This is a genomic window from Klebsiella sp. WP4-W18-ESBL-05 (assembly GCF_014169075.1).
GTDB lineage: Bacteria > Pseudomonadota > Gammaproteobacteria > Enterobacterales > Enterobacteriaceae > Kluyvera > Kluyvera ascorbata_B.
In genome coordinates this window covers 2,143,597-2,158,280 of record NZ_AP022057.1, presented here as the reverse complement: position 1 = coordinate 2,158,280, position 14,684 = coordinate 2,143,597, and the positions used below count along the sequence as shown (strand labels likewise).

General features: G+C 54.5%; 14 protein-coding genes and 1 pseudogene. 4 read left to right on the top strand and 11 right to left on the bottom strand.

Annotated elements, in window-relative coordinates:
- Nucleotides 1–62: 62 nt before the first annotated feature.
- The gene (locus H7R58_RS10340; protein ID WP_182929015.1) at nucleotides 63–1,913 is read right to left on the bottom strand and encodes a bifunctional sugar phosphate isomerase/epimerase/4-hydroxyphenylpyruvate dioxygenase family protein; all 1,851 of its coding nucleotides are present in this window, start codon (nucleotides 1,911–1,913) and stop codon (nucleotides 63–65) included.
- Between the two features lie 132 nt (nucleotides 1,914–2,045).
- Between H7R58_RS10340 and H7R58_RS10335 the strand changes: the two genes are divergently transcribed.
- Nucleotides 2,046–2,684, top strand: coding sequence for a TetR/AcrR family transcriptional regulator (locus H7R58_RS10335; RefSeq protein ID WP_106928901.1), 639 nt, complete (start codon nucleotides 2,046–2,048; stop codon nucleotides 2,682–2,684).
- 7 nt (nucleotides 2,685–2,691) lie between these two features.
- On the opposite strand, the gene fumD is transcribed toward H7R58_RS10335, so the two are convergent.
- Entirely contained in the window at nucleotides 2,692–2,907 is a 216-nt protein-coding gene (fumD, locus tag H7R58_RS10330) for a fumarate hydratase FumD (RefSeq protein ID WP_106928903.1), read from the bottom strand.
- 448 nt (nucleotides 2,908–3,355) lie between these two features.
- Between fumD and pykF the strand changes: the two genes are divergently transcribed.
- Both pykF and H7R58_RS10320 read left to right on the top strand, forming a co-directional pair.
- Nucleotides 3,356–4,768: a pyruvate kinase PykF gene (gene pykF / locus H7R58_RS10325; RefSeq protein WP_106928905.1), complete on the top strand. Its 1,413-nt coding sequence runs from the start codon at nucleotides 3,356–3,358 to the stop codon at nucleotides 4,766–4,768.
- Between the two features lie 310 nt (nucleotides 4,769–5,078).
- Nucleotides 5,079–5,315 carry a major outer membrane lipoprotein gene (locus tag H7R58_RS10320; RefSeq protein ID WP_006118977.1) on the top strand — a complete coding sequence of 79 codons (237 nt, stop codon included), beginning with the start codon at nucleotides 5,079–5,081 and terminating at the stop codon, nucleotides 5,313–5,315.
- A 63-nt stretch (nucleotides 5,316–5,378) separates the two neighbouring features.
- On the opposite strand, the gene ldtE is transcribed toward H7R58_RS10320, so the two are convergent.
- The 8 genes from ldtE to H7R58_RS10280 all read right to left on the bottom strand — a co-directional run bounded on the left by ldtE (nucleotide 5,379) and on the right by H7R58_RS10280 (nucleotide 13,042).
- A complete protein-coding gene (gene ldtE / locus H7R58_RS10315) occupies nucleotides 5,379–6,371 on the bottom strand; it encodes a L,D-transpeptidase LdtE (RefSeq protein ID WP_106928907.1) in 993 nt (330 codons plus the stop codon).
- 110 nt (nucleotides 6,372–6,481) lie between these two features.
- Nucleotides 6,482–6,898, bottom strand: coding sequence for a cysteine desulfuration protein SufE (gene sufE / locus H7R58_RS10310; protein WP_106928909.1), 417 nt, complete (start codon nucleotides 6,896–6,898; stop codon nucleotides 6,482–6,484).
- 12 nt (nucleotides 6,899–6,910) lie between these two features.
- Nucleotides 6,911–8,131 carry a cysteine desulfurase SufS gene (sufS, locus tag H7R58_RS10305; protein WP_106928911.1) on the bottom strand — a complete coding sequence of 407 codons (1,221 nt, stop codon included), beginning with the start codon at nucleotides 8,129–8,131 and terminating at the stop codon, nucleotides 6,911–6,913.
- The gene (gene sufD / locus H7R58_RS10300; RefSeq protein ID WP_182929016.1) at nucleotides 8,128–9,402 is read right to left on the bottom strand and encodes a Fe-S cluster assembly protein SufD; all 1,275 of its coding nucleotides are present in this window, start codon (nucleotides 9,400–9,402) and stop codon (nucleotides 8,128–8,130) included. The genes sufS and sufD overlap by 4 nt, the downstream gene beginning before the upstream one ends.
- Entirely contained in the window at nucleotides 9,380–10,123 is a 744-nt protein-coding gene (sufC, locus tag H7R58_RS10295; RefSeq protein ID WP_182929017.1) for a Fe-S cluster assembly ATPase SufC, read from the bottom strand. Before sufC ends, sufD begins: the two co-directional genes overlap by 23 nt.
- Before the next feature lie 17 nt (nucleotides 10,124–10,140).
- Nucleotides 10,141–11,628 carry a Fe-S cluster assembly protein SufB gene (sufB, locus tag H7R58_RS10290; protein WP_182929018.1) on the bottom strand — a complete coding sequence of 496 codons (1,488 nt, stop codon included), beginning with the start codon at nucleotides 11,626–11,628 and terminating at the stop codon, nucleotides 10,141–10,143.
- 10 nt (nucleotides 11,629–11,638) lie between these two features.
- Nucleotides 11,639–12,007: a Fe-S cluster assembly scaffold SufA gene (sufA, locus tag H7R58_RS10285; RefSeq protein WP_106928919.1), complete on the bottom strand. Its 369-nt coding sequence runs from the start codon at nucleotides 12,005–12,007 to the stop codon at nucleotides 11,639–11,641.
- A 639-nt stretch (nucleotides 12,008–12,646) separates the two neighbouring features.
- Entirely contained in the window at nucleotides 12,647–13,042 is a 396-nt protein-coding gene (locus tag H7R58_RS10280; RefSeq protein WP_182934715.1) for a universal stress protein, read from the bottom strand.
- On the opposite strand from H7R58_RS10280, the gene H7R58_RS10275 reads away from it, so the two are divergent.
- A protein-coding gene (locus H7R58_RS10275; RefSeq protein ID WP_110198830.1) for an IS3 family transposase occupies nucleotides 13,043–14,154 on the top strand; the annotation gives its coding sequence in 2 pieces (ribosomal slippage) (nucleotides 13,043–13,304 and nucleotides 13,304–14,154; 1,113 coding nt in all).
- Between the two features lie 18 nt (nucleotides 14,155–14,172).
- Here the strand turns inward: H7R58_RS10275 and H7R58_RS10270 are convergent.
- Nucleotides 14,173–14,679, bottom strand: a pseudogene (locus H7R58_RS10270) (universal stress protein); the annotation flags it as partial.
- Nucleotides 14,680–14,684 lie beyond the last annotated feature (5 nt).

Below are 14,684 nucleotides of genomic sequence, written 5' to 3'. Positions count from 1 at the left end.
ATGAATGTTTATTGTTATGGTCTAGCCTGTGGCCCCAGCGTACCGAATGGTACATTCCGGCGCTAACGGTACTGCATTGCCGCCAGTCGTACGGCAGCATTCACCGCGCCGTACTGCGCGTAGCCGTGACGACGTTCGGTAAATTCAAAGAAGAAGCGCCCTTCGCTGAACGGTAAGGTGTAACGGTGTAAAAATTCGCCGCCCGTACCGTCACGATCGTAGAGAATCTGCTGGCGGCGTAGGGTTTCCACCTGCGCGCTATCGCCAAATCGCGCCTGCAAATCATCGTAATAGTTTGCCGGAACCGGCAGCGACAGCGCGGCTGCCAGCGGTTGGTTGTCCAGCAGCGTGGGGAGATCGCGACCCGCGAACGCCGCGTGCTGTAGCCCGGCCCCCTGATAGCAGGCCACCGAGCGGGCAATCTGCGTTGCGCGGCTTTGAGAGATATTCAGCGCCAGGCGTACGGTGCCCTGCGGGCTTTGCACCGCCAGGCTGCGCACCAGGCCGTAAGGGTCTGGTAGCGTTTGTTCATGCTCCAGCGTAAAACCCAGCACCGCGCGAACAAACATCACCCAGTTGTCACGGCTGTCGGCCTCCATCCCTAGCGCCAGATGGTCGATCCCCAGCAGCGGCCCCACGTTCGCCGTTTCGGTGAGGGTAAAATCCTGCGCGTAAATATCCTGTTGGCTATCGACAAGATAAATCAGGCTGCCGTCCGGTGCGCATACCGCCGGGATGGTGCTTTCATTCGGCCCGGCTTCGCCCTGCCAGGTGGCGTAGCCATAGGCTTTGGCGCGAGCGATCGCTGGCACACTTTCGCTGACCCGTAGCGCAATCGCACACAGCGAGACGCCGTGACGTTGATAGAAGTGATCCGCCCAGCTGTGGGGCTGATAGTTGATAATTACCCGCGCGCCGCCGTTACGCCACAGCGCGACCTGCTTGGAACGGTGCATCCCCTCCAGCTGGAATCCCATACCGCCGAGCATGGTGCTCAGCTTTTTCGCTTCGCCAGGGCTCGCGGCGAACTCAATAAACTCAATGCCCTCAAAAGTTGGTAGATTGGCCGTGTGGAACAGATCCGCCCCGCTCTCACCGAGTGTGCGTTGAGTCTGCTCTTCCAGCCACAGCAACGAGCGATAGCCGTCTTTGGCCGTCGCGCCGTTGGGCGAGGCGCGGAAGCCGTCGTTAAAAATTTCCAGCGACCATGGGCCACGGTAACCAAGGCGCGTCAGTTCTTGAGTAAACGCCACCAGCGGCAGTTCACCCTGCCCCGGAAAGCAGCGGAAATGGCGGCTCCACTCGAGCACATCCATTTTCATCAACGGTGCATCGGCCAGCTGGAGGAAGGTGATCTTGTCCATCGGCACTTCGTGCAGACGACGCAGATCGTCGCCTAATGCCAGGATATGGAAGCTATCGAGCACGATCCCCAACGCCGGGCTATCTACCGCTTTCACCCGCTCCCAGGCCTGATACCAGCGATTTACGTGGGTACCCCACGCCAGCGCTTCATAGCCAATGCGGATATTTTCCCGCTCCGCCAGCGTCGCCAGCGCGCGCAAATCTTCAACCTGCAGGGAAAAGTCGGCAGAACAGTCGGCCTGAACGTTACTGCACAGCAGCAGCGTGTCGCAGCCCAGCTCGTGCATCAGCGCAAATTTGCGCTCGGCTCGCGCCAGGTTAGCCGCAAACCGCTCGCGCGGGCCGCCTTCAAAATCGCGAAAAGGCTGAAATAACGTGATTTTAAGCCCCAGATCGTCGGCCATATTACGGACATCCGTCGGCGTACCGGTATAATAGAGCAAATCGTTTTCAAAGATTTCAACGCCCTGATAACCGGCAGCGGCAATCGCGCTGAGCTTTTCAGGCAGGGTTCCAGAAAGGGATACGGTAGCAATTGAACGCAACATGGTTTCACCTGGCTTTGGCGGTAGCAGTTGCATCGAATATGAATCATTTGGTTCAAGCGCGCCAGATTTGGTTGCCAATTTGTGATCATTGTGTGTATTTTTTGTGCCCGGTAAAAATGAACAGGAGTGGTTATGTCAGCCATCGCTCACGATGAAGCGCAGTCGCTAAAAACACGGATTTTTACCGCCGCAATCGCGGTTTTTGCGGAACACGGCTTGGCCGGTGCGCGTATGGAACAGATAGCCGGCGAGGCGCAGACGACCAAGCGTATGGTGGTGTACTACTTTAAGACTAAAGAGCTGTTGTACCAGGCGGTACTGCAGTACGTCTATACGCGCATTCGCGAGACCGAGCAGCAATTGGGGCTGGAGAACCTGCCGCCGGTGGAAGCACTCGTCCAACTGGTGAAATGGAGCGTACGTTATCACGCCGAGCACGCTGATTTTATGCGGATTATCTGTATGGAGAATATGCAGCGCGGGAAATGGCTGCTGGCTTCGGGCGATCTGAAGCGGCTGAATAAAAGCGCCCTCTCCTTGCTGGAGCAGATTCTGCACCGCGGGCAAGAACAGGGCATATTCCAGCCCGCGTTAGACGCGCGCGACGTTCACCGTCTGATTAGCAGCTTCAGCTTTTATCAGGTGTCTAATTTTTACAGCTTTAACAGCCTCTATCTGGACGGTCCGCTTCCGGATATCAACGATGAGGGGCTGATTCATCACCACAGCGAGCTGGCGGTGAAATCGATTTTGCGCTTTGTGATCGCCTGATCCGCTGTCAGGCCTGCCCTGACAGCGCGGTCACCACCTTCTGCATCGCTTCACGCGTCAGCTCTGAACGCTGGACCTTGGTGTTTGCCAGCGCCGTGCGGACCACGCCAGCGATCACAATATGCTTCGGTTCCTGGCCCAAATCGCGCATTTCCAGCACAACTTTTCCCACTACGCGGCACATTTCCTGGTATAAAACGTCGTCTTTTGCCTGATTTCCCATCGTTTACGCTCGCTAATTTCCATTAAGAATCAAATTATTATTGTTTCGTTTCGCACAGAAAGCAAATCAGCAGGCTCCCGGCGTCTGCCGTTGCGCATCTATGCTGTTACATTTTCACCTATAATTCGTTTTTATTTTGTTAAACAGCCTTCATTCATTTTGAAACAGCGTTTTTATTTTCTTTTTTCGCCATAACATCGTATAATCCGCCGCGTTTCTTTCTTGAATGGTTTCAGCTCATTGGACTACATCAATAAACGATTAAAACATCGCCTTTTTGACTATGCTGAACCTCTAGCACACTTTCCTCTGCACGCTTTTTTTATGTCACCTATCCTTATGGCGTGGCATAGCAACTTTCGTAACACAGGTTTGACTCCGTGGCCGTGCGCGCATGGGGCGAGAATTCCAAATCCTTCTCAATCTCAACTTAAAGACTAAGACTGTCATGAAAAAGACCAAAATTGTTTGCACCATCGGGCCGAAAACCGAATCCGAAGAGATGTTAGGCAAAATGCTCGACGCGGGCATGAACGTTATGCGTCTGAACTTCTCCCACGGCGACTATGCTGAACACGGTCAGCGCATCAAGAACCTGCGCAACGTGATGAGCAAAACCGGTAAGAAAGCCGCTATCCTGCTGGATACCAAAGGTCCGGAAATCCGTACCATCAAACTGGAAGGCGGTAACGACGTCTCCCTGAAAGCGGGCCAGACCTTCACCTTCACCACCGACAAATCCGTTATCGGCAACAGCGAAATCGTTGCGGTCACCTACGAAGGCTTCACCTCTGACCTGAAAGTGGGCAACACCGTGCTGGTTGACGATGGCCTGATCGGTATGGAAGTGACCGCTATCGAAGGTAACAAAGTTATCTGTAAAGTGCTGAACAACGGCGACCTGGGTGAGAACAAAGGCGTTAACCTGCCGGGCGTTTCCATCGCGCTGCCAGCGCTGGCTGAAAAAGACAAACAGGACCTGATCTTCGGTTGCGAACAGGGCGTTGACTTCGTTGCCGCATCCTTCATTCGTAAACGTTCTGACGTTATTGAAATCCGCGAGCACCTGAAGGCGCACGGCGGCGAAAACATCCAGATCATCTCCAAAATTGAAAACCAGGAAGGCCTGAACAACTTCGACGAAATCCTCGAAGCCTCTGACGGCATCATGGTTGCTCGTGGTGACATGGGCGTTGAGATCCCGGTTGAAGAAGTTATCTTCGCCCAGAAAATGATCATCGAAAAATGTATCCGCGCGCGCAAAGTCGTTATCACTGCGACCCAGATGCTGGATTCCATGATCAAAAACCCGCGTCCGACCCGCGCTGAAGCCGGCGACGTAGCAAACGCCATCCTCGACGGCACCGATGCAGTCATGCTGTCCGGTGAATCCGCAAAAGGTAAGTACCCGCTGGAAGCCGTGACCATTATGGCCACCATCTGTGAACGTACTGACCGCGTGATGACCAGCCGTCTGGAGTTCAACAACGACAGCCGTAAGCTGCGCATCACCGAAGCCGTCTGCCGTGGCGCAGTAGAAACCGCTGAGAAACTGGACGCACCGCTGATCGTGGTAGCAACCCAGGGCGGTAAATCCGCACGCGCTATCCGTAAATACTTCCCGGATGCCACCATCCTGGCGCTGACCACCAACGAAACGACTGCGCGTCAGCTGGTGCTGAGCAAAGGCGTTGTCGCACAGGTTGTCAAAGAAATCAGCTCTACCGATGATTTCTACCGTCTGGGCAAAGAAGTCGCTGTAGAAAGCGGTCTGGCACAGAAAGGCGACGTCGTGGTGATGGTTTCCGGCGCGCTGGTACCGAGCGGCACCACCAACACCGCCTCCGTACACGTACTGTAATAATCCACATACTTATTATAGTTTGCCTAAAAAGCGCCCATTGGGCGCTTTTTTTATACACTCAGATAACCCTGCTCAATAAAAAATCAAATAGGCTCTCACTATTTAAACTTCGATTATCTAAGATGAATCCGATGGAAGTCCTCTGTTTTCACACGCATTTTCCCGGCAAAAGCGCAAAGTCGGTGCTTCTTTGAGCGAACGATCAAAAATAAGGGAAAACGCATAAAAAAATATTCTCAATATAAAAAAGTTTGTGTAATACTTGTAACGCTACATGGAGATTAACTCAATCTAGAGGGTATTTATAATGAATCGTACTAAACTGGTACTGGGCGCGGTAATCCTGGGTTCTACTCTGCTGGCAGGTTGCTCCAGCAATGCTAAAATCGATCAGCTGTCTTCTGACGTTCAGACTCTGAACGCTAAAGTTGACCAGCTGAGCAACGACGTGAACGCAGTGCGTTCCGACGTTCAGGCTGCTAAAGACGACGCAGCTCGTGCTAACCAGCGTCTGGACAACCAGGCTCACTCTTACCGTAAGTAAGAGTTCTGGTAATAAAAATGGCGCACATTGTGCGCCATTTTTTTTGCCTGTAAATCCCCCGCCCTACTGCGTAACCTTCCCTGATGTCATGTCCGCATTCTGTGCTGACACGACCGGCTCCGAAGCTGAAGCCGCCCCAGCGCCCTGAGACACCGCCACCGGATATCCGGCACGACGAGACAGCACGCGCTTCACCTGCGCTTCATCCACGCTACCGTGACCAGCAAACGCTTTAAAGCCGGATGACAGCGTCATCTTCATCGTTTGCGTGTCCTGCTCGGCGTTCTGCGACAGCGGGCGGTGCACTTCCAGATAGCGCGCGCCGTTCGGTTCCACTGAATATTTCACCGGCTCATTGATCACCCGCACCGGCGTCCCGCTGCGCACCTGGGCGAACAGCGCCTTAATGTCCGGCGCATTCATGCGAATACAGCCCGAGCTGACGCGCAGCCCGACGCTATCCGGCGCGTTGGTACCATGGATAAGGTATTCACCGTTACCGTACGCCAGACGCAGCGCATACAGCCCTAGCGGGTTATGCGGCCCGGCAGGCACGACAGCGGGCAACGTCACGCCGCGCTCCAGCGAACGCGCGCGGATACCCGGCGTTGGCGTCCAGGTCGGGTTCGGGATCTTCTGCCCGACCCGAGTCGTCATTTCCGGCGTTTCCAGCCCCTGCAGGCCGATGCCTATCGGATAGACCTGGACCTGCTGTTCACCCGGCGGGAAGTAATACAAGCGCAGCTCGGCGAGGTTGACGACAATCCCTTCACGCGGGACGTCCGGCAGCAGCATCTGCGACGGAATCGTCACCACGGTGCCGGGACGGGGAACCGGTGCGATGGTATTGTTGGCTTCAAGAATCAGCATCGCCGCCGTATCAAAGCGTCTGGCGATGGCCTGTAGGTTCTTATCCCCCTCCTGAACCGTGTAGGTTTGATTGTGGCCGATTAAACGACTGTTGGCAGGGGGTAATGGGTAGTCAACCGCCCAGGCGCTTGAGATCGCGCTGAGGGCGCCTAAAATGCCGAGTGTTAAGAGGGACGCGCGCTTCATATCTGGATTCCTTATTCATATTCACTGACAACATGCCAGAAAGCTGAACCACCAGCGTGGTGGGCTGCCCGCCCACCTTTCGTAACAGAATGAAAGCTGTCTATTTGATATTAGCTAAAACTTGCCGCCTGCGTGCGGATAGCGCGAATCATGGCCTCCAGCCCCTGAGATCGTGACGGCGTCAGATGCTGCGCCAGCGCCATCTGTTCAAACCAGGGCCGTACATCAAAAGCCTGTACGTCCGCAGCGGTCATCCCATCGTAGAGGATAAACACCACGGCAATCAAGCCTTTAACAATTGCCGCATCGCTGTCGCCCTGCAGCGTGATACGACCCCGATCGTCACGCCCCATCACAATCCACACCTGGCTCTGGCACCCCTGAATAATATTCTCCGGGCGGTGCTGCTCGGGGCTGAGCGGCGCCAGACGCTGGCCCAGCTCAATAATATAGAGATACTTCTCTTCCCAGTTGGCGCAGCGGTTAAAGTTGCGCAACAGTTTATCTTTGTCCGGTAAAGCCGCCATGGTTGCTCCCTGTTACCCCAGTAATCGGCGAATGCGCTGCAGGCCCGCCACCAGGCGGTCGACCTCTTCAACGGTGTTGTACATGGCCAACGACGCCCGGCACATCGCGGGCACCTGATAAAACGCCATCAGCGGCATCGCGCAGTGATGGCCGGTGCGTACGGCAATCCCATAGTTATCGAGAAAGCTGCCAACGTCGTAGGCATGATGCTTGCCGAGATTAAAAGCGATGACCCCCAGGCGTTCGGCGGGCCCGTACAAATGCAGATCCGGCACGTCTGCCAGCGCGTCCAGCGCGTAGCGCATCAGCGTCTGTTCATATTCAGCAACGTGCGTCAGCCCCAGGCCGTTGACATAATCCAGCGCGGCGCCCAGACCGATAATGCCGCCGGTATTCGGCGTACCGGCCTCGAAACGCCATGGCGCTTTCGCCCACGTGGTGCCTTCCGTCAGGCTAACGGTGGCAATCATTGACCCACCGCCTTCCCACGGCGGCATCGTCTGTAGGATGTCGGCGGTAACATACAGCGCGCCAATTCCCGTGGGGCCGTAGAGTTTATGGCCAGAGAAGGCGTAGAAGTCGCAGCCCAGCGCCCGTACGTCGACCGGGTGATGCATCACCGCCTGCGCGCCGTCCACCAGCACTTTCGCGTTATGGCGATGCGCGATGGCAATCAGCTCCGACAGCGGGTTCTCGGTCCCCAACACGTTAGACACCTGGGTCACCGCCAGCAGGCGGGTGCGCGCATCAAATAGCCCCTCGACCGCCGCCATCTGCAACGTGCCATCGGCGTTGAGCGGGATGACCCGCAGCTGTGCCCCCGCACGTGCACAGAGCATTTGCCACGGCACAATATTGGCGTGGTGCTCCATCGCCGTGATCACGATATTATCGCCCGCCTGAACGTTACGGTTGCCCCAGCTGTTGGCGACCAGATTAATCGCTTCTGTCGTACCGCGCACAAAGACGATCTCTTCGGCGCTGGCCGCATTAAGAAAACGCGCGACCTTCTGGCGCACCTCTTCCATTCGCTGGGTGGCTTCGGCGCTCAGCGTGTGAATGCCCCGGTGTACCGCCGCGTAGCCGTTGCGATAAAACGCCGCTTCCGCGTGGATCACCTGCTCGGGTTTCTGCGCGCTGGCCGCGGAGTCCAGATACGCCAGCGGCTGGCCGTTGACTTCGCGGGAGAGTACCGGAAAATCGGCGCGCACCTGTTGTACGGAAAAAGTCATTGTTTACCTCCTGCCAGACGCAGCCCGATCCGCGCCAGTACGTGCTGCTTCAGCGCCTCCAGGGTAATGGCATCAGTCAGCCCGGCGGCAAACGCATAAAGGATGATGTTCCTCGCTTCCTCCAGCGCCACGCCGCGTGAACGTAAATAAAAGAGCTGCTCGTCGTCGATTCGCCCGACGGTGGCACCGTGGCTGCATTTCACATCGTCAGCGTAAATCTCGAGCTGCGGTTTGCTGTCGACTTCTGCCAGCCGACCCAGCAGCAGATTGTTGTTGGTCATCTGGCCGTCGGTTTTAACGGCGTGCGGCGCCACGGTAATCACACCGTTGAATACCGCCCGCCCCTTATCATTGACGATGGTTTTATGCAGCTGCCGGCTGTTACAGTAGCCCTGATTATGTTCAAGCCAGGTGCGGGAATCGCACACTTCAGCGTTAACCGGCATCGCCAGGCTATTCAAACGCAACGTGCTGTTTTCGCCATTCAGCTGGCTGCTGGTGTGGTGTCTGGCAACCGCCGCGCCCAACAGGAAGCTGTGGCTGAAAGCGGCTGCGTCTCGCCCTAGCCGTAGATCGTTATGGGAAAGGTGGTAGCTCTGATCGTTTTCAAACCCCAGCTTCAGATGCTGTAGCTGGGCATTATCGGCCACGTCCATCGTCAACCTTGCGCCGGTAAAGTGGCGCAGCGCATTCAGGCTGACATAGTGCTCGATAACCGTCGCCTGGGCCCCTTCCTCTAGCTGTAAATGGTGGCGGTAATGCGCCGTATTCATCTCGCCCGTTTCCAGGCCGCGCGTCAGATGCAGCAGCAGCAGCGGTTTTTCGGGACGCTGATTACGCCGTACGCGGATACGCGTCACGCTGGTGGCCAGACTTTCCGTCAGATGCAGGAAGGCCTCGGGATGAACCGCATCCGGCAGCGACTGGCGCTGATTATCCACCGTCACCTCAAACCCGCTACCGCCAGGATCATCGCTGAGACGTGCATCAAACTGACCGTCAACGAACACCAGCCGATGCGCCGCCAGCGCTACCGCGTGAGCATCGCGCTGTTGAGCGGTCAATGCAGGCAGCGCGGGCGCGACAAAGGTGCTGGCGAGCAGCTTATCAAGCGCGGTGTACTTCCAGTCTTCATCCTTGCGTGTAGGCAGGCCAAGCTGATGGATCTGCTGCAGGTGCGCCAGCGCCTGCGGCGACGGCTGTCCGCCGCGCGCCTGCAATAGCGCATGCCACTGCTGCAGCGCGCTACTATTGTTCGCTAAGCCAGCCATAGCCCTGCTCCTCCAGCTGTTTCACAAGCCGAAAATCACCCGATTTCACGATCCGCCCCTGATACAGCACATGCACCACGTCAGGCTTGATATAGTCCAGGATACGCTGGTAGTGAGTGACGATAATAAAGCTGCGTTTGCCGTCCCGCAGCGCGTTAACGCCTTCCGAGACAATTTTCAGCGCATCGATATCCAGCCCGGAATCGGTTTCATCAAGAATGCATAATTCAGGCTCCAGCACAGCCATCTGCAAGATATCGTTGCGTTTTTTTTCACCGCCAGAAAACCCGACGTTCACCGACCGGGTCAGCAGGTCCGCCGGCATTTTCAGCAAGGCGATTTTCTCTTCCATCAAATCCTGAAAATCGAAGCGATCCAGCGGCTCTTGCCCACGATGGGCGCGCACCGCGTTGAGCGCGGTTTGCAGGAAAAACTGGTTGCTCACGCCGGGAATTTCAACCGGGTACTGGAAGGCCATAAAAATCCCTTCCCCGGCCCGCTCTTCCGGCGACAGCGCTAACAGGTCATGGCCTTTAAAGGTGACAGCCCCTCCGGTCACCGTATAGTCTTCACGGCCAGCCAGCGTCGCAGAGAGCGTACTTTTCCCCGACCCGTTCGGTCCCATAATGGCGTGGACTTCGCCCGGGCGGACGTTCAGGCTGACGCCGCGCAGAATCTCTTTATCCTCAACGGAGACCTGTAAATCTTTGATATTCAACATATCGTTTCCCTTAATGCTTAACCGACGCTGTGTTCAAGGCTGATAGCCAGCAGTTTTTGCGCTTCCACGGCGAACTCCAGCGGCAGCTCCGAGAAAACATCCTTACAAAATCCGTTAACAATCATTGAGATGGCATCATCTTCGCTGATGCCGCGTTGCAGACAATAGAACAGCTGGTCTTCACCAATACGCGAAGTGGTCGCCTCGTGCTCCAGCTGGGCGCTGTTATTGCGACACTCCACGTACGGAAACGTATGTGCACCGCAGTCAGGGCCGATGAGCATCGAGTCACACTGGGTGTAGTTGCGGGCGTTGGTCGCCGTCGGCATAATTTTCACCAGCCCGCGATAGCTGTTCTGGCTATGCCCGGCGGAAATCCCCTTCGAGATGATGGTCGATTTTGTGTTTTTACCGATGTGGATCATCTTGGTGCCGGTATCAGCCTGCTGGTGACCGCTGGTCAGCGCCACGGAGAAAAATTCCCCCACCGAGTTATCGCCGCGCAAAATACAGCTAGGGTATTTCCAGGTAATGGCCGAGCCCGTTTCCGACTGCGTCCACGACATTTTGCTATTTTCACCTTCGCACAGCGCGCGCTTGGTCACGAAGTTGAGGATCCCGCCGCTGTTGTTGTCACCGGGGAACCAGTTCTGCACGGTAGAGTATTTCACCTCGGCATCTTTATGAATGATCACCTCTACCACCGCCGCATGCAGCTGATAGCTATCGCGCACCGGCGCCGAGCAGCCCTCAATGTAGCTCACATAGCTGCCCTCGTCGGCTATCAAAATCGTGCGCTCAAACTGGCCGGTTTTTTCTGCGTTGATACGGAAATAGGTCGACAGCTCCATCGGGCAGCGGACGCCCTTAGGGATATAAATAAAGGTACCGTCTGAAGCCACCGCCGCGTTTAACGCAGCAAAAAAGTTGTCATTTTCCGGAACAACCGTACCGAGGTAACGCTGGACCAGCTCCGGATGGTCATGAATCGCTTCACCAAACGAGCAAAAAATAATCCCTTGTTCAGAGAGTTTTTCCCGGTAGGTTGTCGCCACCGACACCGAATCAAAAATGGCGTCTACCGCCACCTCTTTACCTTCACGTACCGGAACGCCAAGCTGGTTAAACGCGGCTTCAACCTCATCGGTCAAAAAGCTGCTGCTCCCGGTTTGCTGCTGTGCGCCAGGTTCAGAGGCGCAGCTATCGTCGCAGTTTCCGCAGGACGGCGCGGAATAATAGCTGTAGTCCTGATAGTTCAGCGCATCATAGTGCGCCTTCAGCCAGTGAGGCTCTTCCATTTCCAGCCAGGCACGATAGGCCTTGAGGCGAAATGCCAGCATCCATTCCGGCTCGTTGCGCCTGGCGGAGATCGCCCGAACCACGTCTTCGTTAATGCCCTTCGCCAGCTCGTCGGTTTGCAGCTGAGTGAAAAAGCCTTCTTTATAGTTCAGCGGGCCGCCGGCCCAGGTCTGGACATCGTCAGTTGCGTCAGTATTACGCGTCATTATGTACCGCCTATACCCCGAAGCTTTCGCCACAGCCGCATTCGTTCTGCGCCTTGGGGTTATGATATTTGAACAGCTGATTCAGCCCTTCGCGCACGTAATCCACCTCTGTACCGTCAATAAACGGCATTGCGCGTAAAGGCACCCACAGCTTCGCGCCCTCGTACTCAAACAACAGATCGTCACGATCCGGCTCGCTGACTGCGTCCAGCACGTAGCCGAAGCCCGCACAGCCGGTTTGCTTAACCCCCAAACGCACGCCCTGGAGCGTCGGCTGCTGTTTGACCAGTTCGCGAATATGCGCCGCTGCCGAAGGCGTCAGCGTGATACCGCGCCAGGTCACATCGTTGGGATCAAAGGTTCCAGAATGCACTTCCATAGGTCTACCTCATCAGTGGAGCCACAAAGGGAATAACGCCATGTTAGTGATAATGATTATCACTTCAACCCGCGCCGCGTGGGGGTATTGCGCCTGCGCCCCTTTGTGTATCGCTTTTTATAAGCATAGACCCTGCTACGGCAGGTGAATGGGATAGAGAAAATTTTGCAATACTTTGAAAAATAATAGATTTAATTGCATTGATAGGCTTAATGCGGCAGAGAATTAAAGATGCATAGCTAATGCCTATTTATTTAATCGGTTTTGGCGTGTTCTGTGAATCAAGGGGTTAGAGCACTATCAATGGGTTACGGAAACTACTGTATAGCTATATAGGGACATATACAGACTTTTTTATGCCCCCAAACATGCCCCCACAATACCTTTTGCCCCCATTCCCCCCAGATTCGTGCTATTGCATTTCGCTGTAACCTCTTAATGATCGTTTACATGCGCAGGGAATTTTAAATCGTAGAATCTCTGGTAGTGTGCTGCAATGGTAACTCCCCCTACCGGCTCCTAATAAATCATCATGTCACGGTATAGCTAACGTCCGCCTCTGGCACAAAGCGGAAAAGATCACAGAGCTAAAGGGCTGCTGTGAGCTAGAAGCAGCCCCGAAATCAGGGCCCGCCTGTTTTATCTGAGCATTAGCAGGGGCTGACGGCTATCAGATAGCATCTCTGTTGTGTTGCTGCCGATAAAGAATTTGCGCAGCCGTGAATGTCCGTACGCTCCCATAACCATAAGATCAATCCCGTGTTCCTCGGCGTAGCGGCACAGCGCATGAGCCACAGTATCGGCTTTTAGCAAACTTGCCTGACTGGTTATGCCTGCTCTTTGCAGCAGAGACTGAGCGACCTCCAGCGACTCTGACCTTCCATTCACCATCACCAGATGGCATGTCAGATTCAAAAACAATGGACTTACGGATAATTGGCGCAAATTTTCCAGACTCGCTTGGTAATCATCCCGTAAATTAACAGACGCTAAAAGTAGAATTTTCTCGTACGATAAACGCAGGAGATTCTGCATATGAAAACATCAAAATTTAGTGACAGCCAAATTCTGGCGATTTTAAAACAAGCCGAAGCTGGAGCACCTGTTCCTGAGCTGTGTCGTGAGCATGGCATGAGTTCAGCCACCTTTTACAAATGGCGAGCTAAGTTTGGCGGGATGGATGCGTCAATGATGGCGCGCCTGAAAGAGCTGGAAGCCGAAAATGCCCGACTGAAAAAGATGTATGCCGAAGAGCGGCTCAAAGCCGAAATCCTCAAAGAGGCTATCGAAAAAAAGTGGTAAAGCCGTCGCGCCGACGGGAGTTGGCGCAAAAGGCGGTGCAAAACCATTCCATTACCATCAAGTTTGCATGTGGTCTATTTGGGCTGAGCGAAACCTGTTACCGCTATCAGGCCAAACTCAGTGATGAGAATGCTCAAATCGCCGACTGGCTGCTTCGGTTAACTGAGGCTCACCGCAGCTGGGGTTTTGGAATGTGCTTTTACTTTTTACGCAATGTGAAACGCTTTGGTTGGAACCATAAACGGGTGCTTAGGATTTACCGTGAGCTGGAACTTAATCTGCGGATCAAGCCGAAGAGGCGCTTAAAACGTGATGTGCCTGATGCATTAGTGGTGCCGGAGTCGATAAATCAGTGCTGGTCTATGGACTTTATGCATGACCAGCTCGAGGATGGCCGCAGCTTCAGACTGCTTAATATCATTGATGATTTTAACCGCGAAGGATTGGCGATTGAGGTCGACTTCTCGCTGCCAGCTGAGCGTGTTGTCCGCACTCTCAATCAAGTGATTGAATGGCGCGGCAAGCCCAGACAAATTCGCAGTGACAATGGTCCTGAATACATCAGTGCTTTACTGGCGGAGTGGGCAGCAAAACATGATGTTGAGCTGAAGTTTATCCAGCCTGGCAACCCGCAGCAGAATGCCTATGTGGAGCGGTATAACCGTACAGTTCGCTACGACTGGCTCAACCAATATTTATTCAGCAGTATTGCCGAGGTACAAGAGCATGCGACAGAATGGCTTTGGTTTTACAACAATGAACGACCAAACAAAGCAATTGGTGGCATACCACCGAAATACAAGCAGGCTTTAATAACGCAACCTTCTACTTCTAACGTCCATTAAAAATGGGATGATTACCGCTTCACTTCCGTCATAGGCGAACATGACACGTGAAGGAACAGAGAAGGTTTCGGGTACAATTAAGACAGGATTTTTTTGCAGACGAATAACATTCTCAAGATGGCTTCCGACCGGATTTGATGCCCCTCGACGCCCCAGCACCATAAGACGCGCCTCCCCTAATTCAGCCAAAATCCCATCTAGCGTGCCATGTTTTTGCAATTGTTGTGGTGCTTGTAGCCCCGTCTCTGCCAGCAGCTCAGAACAATTTTTCAGAATGGCTTTACCCTGCGCCATCAATAATCGGTTACGTTCGCCCTCAAGGTGAACCAGCTCTTCTGTAAAATGTTCCCAACTGTCTAAGCCGATGGTTCCTGTCAGGTCCGAAGCCACAGGCTGGCTACTTTTTTCCAGTACATGAAGCAGGGCCAGAGAGACCTTCAGCGTGGAGGCCGCCCAAGCCGAATATTTACAGACGGCCTGTGTTGATGACGAACCATCCACACAGGCAACAACGGTGTTGTTCATTTCAT

Coding starts and splice junctions, on each gene's coding strand:
- sufB (WP_182929018.1), bottom strand. CDS start 11,628: ATGACGCGTAATACTGACGCAACTGACGATGTCCAGACCTGGGCCGGC.
- fumD (WP_106928903.1), bottom strand. CDS start 2,907: ATGGGAAATCAGGCAAAAGACGACGTTTTATACCAGGAAATGTGCCGC.
- H7R58_RS10320 (WP_006118977.1), top strand. CDS start 5,079: ATGAATCGTACTAAACTGGTACTGGGCGCGGTAATCCTGGGTTCTACT.
- sufA (WP_106928919.1), bottom strand. CDS start 12,007: ATGGAAGTGCATTCTGGAACCTTTGATCCCAACGATGTGACCTGGCGC.
- H7R58_RS10280 (WP_182934715.1), bottom strand. CDS start 13,042: ATGCAGAATCTCCTGCGTTTATCGTACGAGAAAATTCTACTTTTAGCG.
- H7R58_RS10340 (WP_182929015.1), bottom strand. CDS start 1,913: ATGTTGCGTTCAATTGCTACCGTATCCCTTTCTGGAACCCTGCCTGAA.
- sufS (WP_106928911.1), bottom strand. CDS start 8,131: ATGACTTTTTCCGTACAACAGGTGCGCGCCGATTTTCCGGTACTCTCC.
- sufE (WP_106928909.1), bottom strand. CDS start 6,898: ATGGCGGCTTTACCGGACAAAGATAAACTGTTGCGCAACTTTAACCGC.
- sufD (WP_182929016.1), bottom strand. CDS start 9,402: ATGGCTGGCTTAGCGAACAATAGTAGCGCGCTGCAGCAGTGGCATGCG.
- sufC (WP_182929017.1), bottom strand. CDS start 10,123: ATGTTGAATATCAAAGATTTACAGGTCTCCGTTGAGGATAAAGAGATT.
- ldtE (WP_106928907.1), bottom strand. CDS start 6,371: ATGAAGCGCGCGTCCCTCTTAACACTCGGCATTTTAGGCGCCCTCAGC.
- H7R58_RS10335 (WP_106928901.1), top strand. CDS start 2,046: ATGTCAGCCATCGCTCACGATGAAGCGCAGTCGCTAAAAACACGGATT.
- pykF (WP_106928905.1), top strand. CDS start 3,356: ATGAAAAAGACCAAAATTGTTTGCACCATCGGGCCGAAAACCGAATCC.